This window comes from Neoluteolibacter marinus, from assembly GCF_014904755.1.
Classification (GTDB): domain Bacteria; phylum Verrucomicrobiota; class Verrucomicrobiia; order Verrucomicrobiales; family Akkermansiaceae; genus Haloferula; species Haloferula marina.
The window spans coordinates 1-4,995 of record NZ_JACZFQ010000124.1 but is presented as its reverse complement, the minus strand read 5'-3'; the positions used below and the strand labels follow the sequence as shown (position 1 = coordinate 4,995).

The 4,995-nt window shown below is 68.1% G+C and carries 3 protein-coding genes; all 3 read right to left on the bottom strand.

Going from position 1 to position 4,995, the window contains the following annotated elements; translation table 11 throughout:
- The coding region (locus IG178_RS23190) for a PQQ-dependent sugar dehydrogenase (RefSeq protein WP_193214979.1) at window positions 1–2,257 on the bottom strand (2,257 nt) is incomplete at its 3' end.
- Window positions 2,258–2,318: 61 nt separating this feature from the next.
- Window positions 2,319–3,782, bottom strand: coding sequence for a M81 family metallopeptidase (locus IG178_RS23185; RefSeq protein WP_193214978.1), 1,464 nt, complete (start codon window positions 3,780–3,782; stop codon window positions 2,319–2,321).
- Window positions 3,783–3,818: 36 nt separating this feature from the next.
- Window positions 3,819–4,995: hypothetical protein (locus tag IG178_RS23180; protein WP_193214977.1), on the bottom strand; the 1,177-nt coding region annotated here is incomplete at its 5' end.

The following is a 4,995-nucleotide window of genomic DNA, read 5'->3' as shown; positions in this document are numbered from 1 at the left end:
CCGGGTCCCAGGCCTGCCCGGCGTAGAGGAATTCCGTCACCGGCAGCGCGACGTTGGCGATCCGCACTTCGTCGAACAGCGCGTCCTTCACCCAGTCGGCCTGATTGCTGTTGTACATGCCCCGGCCCACCGTCCACACGCCAGACTGCAGGTTGCCGACGTAGCCGCTGCCCTGGCCGAGCTGGACGTAGCTGCCGTTCTCGAAGGAATAGACGGTGATCGTACCGGCCGTCGCGTCGCCGACGATCGCCAGGTGATACCAGTGGTCGCCGGTGAATGCCGAGTTGTCGACGATCTCCACCGGCACCGACGTCCACTGCTCCGTCACCGGATCGAGCGTGCGCACGTTCAGGTAGAGATCACCGTTCTCGAGCGGAATGGTGGTGGCGGCGTTGTCATTCCGCCCCCAGCGCATCAGGCGGAACGGCTGCAAGGGCGGCCCGGCTTCCCCGTCTCCCGGGGCGGTGCCGGTGGTGCCGTCGAGGCCCAGGAAGCACTGGTAGCCGCTGCCGAGCGACCCCGCCGCGGGGTTGAAACTCAGCTCCACCGTGAAGTCGTCCATCACCCCGAGTTTGCCTTCCGAGAAAAGGTCGCCCTTGGCGTTGCCCGGGCGGCCGTCGCCATCGCCGGTTCCGACGACGTGCAGTCCGGCGCCATTGGCCGCGGCACCAGTCGGCACCAGGCCGTTGGACGTCGCGAAGCGGACATTGGCACTGCTGGTGGCCTCGTCGTCGTTGACCAGCAGCCGGGTCCCGCCGGCGATGCTGTCGGCGGTCGCGTTGCCCGGATTGTCGGAAACGTAGCCGCTGGTGTTTTCCGCCGCCTGGTCCTCGAACCGGTACCACACCGGATTCGCCACGGCTTCCGCCACCGTCGCGAGCTTCATGAAGCGGCCGCGGTTGCCGGTGCCGTTGATCTTGATGAAAACCGGCTCGCCGTCGTGGTCGCGGCCGATGGTCGAGGTGCCGCTGTAAACGCTGCCGCTCGGCATCACCGTGAGGACGGTGTCGGTCGCCAGCGGGTCCTCGTAGGTGAAGGCCCGGATGCGGCCGCTGACATTGTCGACGCTGATGAATTTCCCGGTCAGCTCGGGGTGGGCGGCGCCCCGGTAGACGAAGCCGCCGACCATGCAGCCGTCGGGACCCGCCGCGTGCAGGACTTCCCACACCGCATCCGTCAGGGTCCCGCGGATCACGGCCGGCGCCGCCTTCGGGCCGGCCAGCGAACCCTCGCGGAAGGGCCAGCCGTAGTTCGCGCCGGACTGCAGCAGGCAGAGTTCTTCCGCCCCGTCCTGACCGCTCTCGCCGATCCAGATCCGGCCGCTCACCGGGTCGTGGGAAAAGCGGTAGGGCTGACGCAGCCCGATCGCATAAAACTCCTCGAGGTTGCCGCCCCCGGCATCGAGGAAGGGGTTGTCGTTGGGGATCGAATAGTTCGCGGTGAAACAGGCCGGCCAACTGCCCGGCTTCTCCGGCCGCTGGACCGGCTGGCGGCGGATCGGGTGACTGCCCGGGCCGTTGTCGACGTCGATGCGGAGGATCCCGGAAAACAACCGGTCGTCGATCTTCTGGCCGACATTGAACTGGTCATTCGCGCCGCCCTCGTCGCCAATCGCGACGTAGAGATAGCCGTCGGGCCCGAACATCATGCAGCCGCTGTCGTGGAACTGCTGGCGGTCGTACTGCTGGATGAGGATCTGCTCGCTGGACGGATCGGCCACCTGCGTGCCGTCCTGGACGGTGAAGCGGGACAGCCGCCAGAAGGCCTCGTTGGCATTGTTCGCGCCGCTGCCGGGGCGCCACTTGTAGGTGACGTAGACGTAGCCGCGGTTGGGTGATCCCGCTTGGCCGAACTCCGGATGGAACACCAGCCAGGTCATCCCCGAATCGCTGCTGGTGAAGGTGTTCGAGCTCCAATCGAGGAAAGTCTCCGTCGTGTTCGCCGCAGGATCGTCGTCGAAGAGATAGATCCGGCCTTCCTTGGCCACGCACAGCAGCTTGTTGCTGCCCGGATAGGGCACCAGGTGCATCGGCAGGTTGATGTTGATCCCCGTGTAAGTCTCCTCGACCGCCCACTCCGTCGCCGAGTTGGACTCGACCGGGGGGAACTTGCCGTTGAGGAAAGGACCGATCGCTTCGGGTCCGTCGAGGCCGGGCTCGGCATGCAGGACGCCAGCCAAAAGCACAGCGCCTCCCACCAGGGGAAAAAGTCTCCTCGGCGCGAGCACGCCCACACCGCAATCGGGTCTGAATCGCATGGATCTTGGGTTTGGGGCGGACCCTATTTCGAAAAACCCGTTCCACAAGGCAAACGAAGAATTATATGTCCGGGGCGGCTTCGCCGAAGATCCTGGCCTGGGGCGTCCAAGTGAAGTTGCGGTCCAGCGGGAACATCGGGCGCTGCAAATTCCGGTAAGGAATGTTCTCCAGCACCGGCGGGACACCTCCCGGCGAGAGCACCATCAGATGCAGGCGGGCCATCGCCGCGAGCTCCGGCTCCAGGTAGCCGATCTTCACCACCGTCACCTCGTGCTCCAGCGGGTCCAAGCCCAGTGCCAGGAAATCCCCGCGCAAATGATAGGGGCGGCGCTTCCCGGTGACGATCACCCGCACTCCGCCGCAGCGCAGGACGGCCTGCGGGTTCGGTCCATCGACAAACCGCTCGATCACCCCCTCGACCGGCAGCGGCATGCCGTGAACCGGGTCGAGCTTGCCACCGAGCTCCACCGCGATCGCGTCGCCGGTCGAGTGGCGGCGAATCTCCCCGATCGCCGGGGCATCCGCGATCGAGGCGAAGATCGCCGTCGACGTACCGCCCGCCTGAAACGCCGGATGCGCCAGCAAGCGACCCAGGGTGTCCGGCACGTCCCCCGCGGCGCCGGCCGTCGGGTTGTCGCCGGCGTCGCTGAGGAATGCCGCCTTGCCACCGGCCGTCAGCGCTTGGTCCAGGCAAGCCTCCGCCGTCCCGGTCTCGGTGACGAAGCGGAACTCCCCGCGCGCCGCCCAGTAGCGTGCGGCGATCCTTTCCGCCAAGGCGGCGACCGCCTGCGGGTCGGTCCCGGTGACCACCGCGGAAGCCATCGAACGCGCCTGGTCCGCCCACGCATAGCCGACCCACAACGAGGCATCCCAGACACCCGGCAGCTCCGACTCCGCCGCTAACGGCGCATACAGCGACGCACCCGGCTCGCAGCGCGTGCTCGACATCTCGCCCGACACCAACACCGGGATCCCCACCCGCGCCCGCACCGGCCGGACGCCGGTACGCCATGCCCGCATCAGCAGGCTCAAGGCCCGCCGCCGGGTCTCCATCCAGTCGACATGCGGCGCGGTCCGGTAGGTGGTGATGAGATCGGTCATCGCGACCAGCCCGTCGCTGACATTGCCATGGAGATCCTGGCTGCAGGTCACCAGCGTGGCCCCGGGCAAGCCCGCCCGGATCGCGGCGAGCAGGTCCGCCTCGGCATCATCGAGTCCCTCGACCGTCATCGCCCCGTGGACATCGAAATAGAACGCGTCCGGCACATCCTCCGCAGCCAGGCGATCGAGGATCTCGCGCTTCATTTCATCGTAGGCCTCGCGCCGGATGACGCCGCCCGGCAGGGCCCGGAAATGCGCCAGGGGGACGGCGCGCAGATCCGCGAACTCGTCCTCTTCCAGGAACGGATAGCGCTCTAACAAAGCCTCACCGCGCGTCGCGAGGAAGTCCTCGGTCGTCGACCTCAGCGGTGAAAAGGTTCCGCTCTCGATGTGGATCCCGGCGATGGCGGCGCGACAGCTCATGCGCACGGACTAGCAGGGATCCGGCCTCCCGGGAACTCATTCGCCGGCCCGCAGCTTTTCCCGGACTTGCCTCGCCCACGCCGCGTGAGCGGCCGGCAACCCGCCGATCCATGCGTCCTCGCGGTCGTCGGGGAGGCGACTGATAACGTCGCGGAACAGGTCGTTGGAAAGGTCGCTGACCGGCAAGGAGGCCACCGCATCCGGTCGCGAACCCGCCAGCACGGTGAACGCCCGCCGCCTCGTCGCGGCGTCGGGGAGCGTTGTCGCCCACTGCCAGCCACCGGCCGCATCGACATCGCGCCAGCCCCGCGCCAGTGATTCGACCGCATACAGGGTGCTGCGGCAGGCAGGCAGCAGCGCGATCAGTTCCGCCCCGGTCGCCAGCGCCTCCGGCGTTGTCATCGGCCGGGACTTGAGCACCTCGTAGCCCGCCCGCCCCCGGTCCTTCAGCGGCAACACTTCCAACACCGACTGCAACCCTTCGACGGTCAGGCGCCCGCTCGCCACTACCCCTAACAGCGCTTCCTCGCGCTGCCGAGGATCCGCCAGTGCTTCCGCCGCCGCGAGCGCGGCCTCGGGGTCGGCCTTCGCCGCGGCCGCGAAGCCATCCTTCACCCAGCGGTCGCCCGGCAAGGGGTCATGGGACGTCATCCAAGCCAGCGCTGCGGCGGAATCGCTCTCGATCCAAACGGGCAAGGCGTAATTCAGGAAATGGCGGTAGTCGCTGATCTTCGGCAAACCGGCGAGTCCCTCCACCACTGCGGCGGGATCCGCCTTCATCCACTCGCGCGGCCCCCAGCTGAAGCGGTTGAAATCGCCGGCCCGCGCCGCAAGCCCGAGCCCCTTCGCGAGGTCGGTTTCGAGCACCTCGTCCACCACCGCCCGGCGCAGCTCGTCGCCCCGGTGCTTGTCGCTGACTTGCAACAGCGCGCTCATCGCCGCGTCGGGATCGCTGCCGGCCCACACCCGCGCCAGGTCCGTGGCGAAACGGTCTAACAGCACCGGATCCTTCGCCTCGCGCAGCCAGGCCCAGAAGCCCGCCGGATCGCTCTCCGCCCACAAGCGCGCCGCCAACCGCGAGGCTTCGGGGAAATCGAGCTGGGCGCGGAAGAACCCCGGCCAGTCCGTCCGCCCGAGTGTTGCCGCCTTCTCCGCCATCCCGAGCATCCGTTGCCCCGGCGCCAGCTTCGACGCGGACCACGGCGGATCCTCG

Coding starts and splice junctions, on each gene's coding strand:
- IG178_RS23185 (WP_193214978.1), bottom strand. CDS start 3,782: ATGAGCTGTCGCGCCGCCATCGCCGGGATCCACATCGAGAGCGGAACC.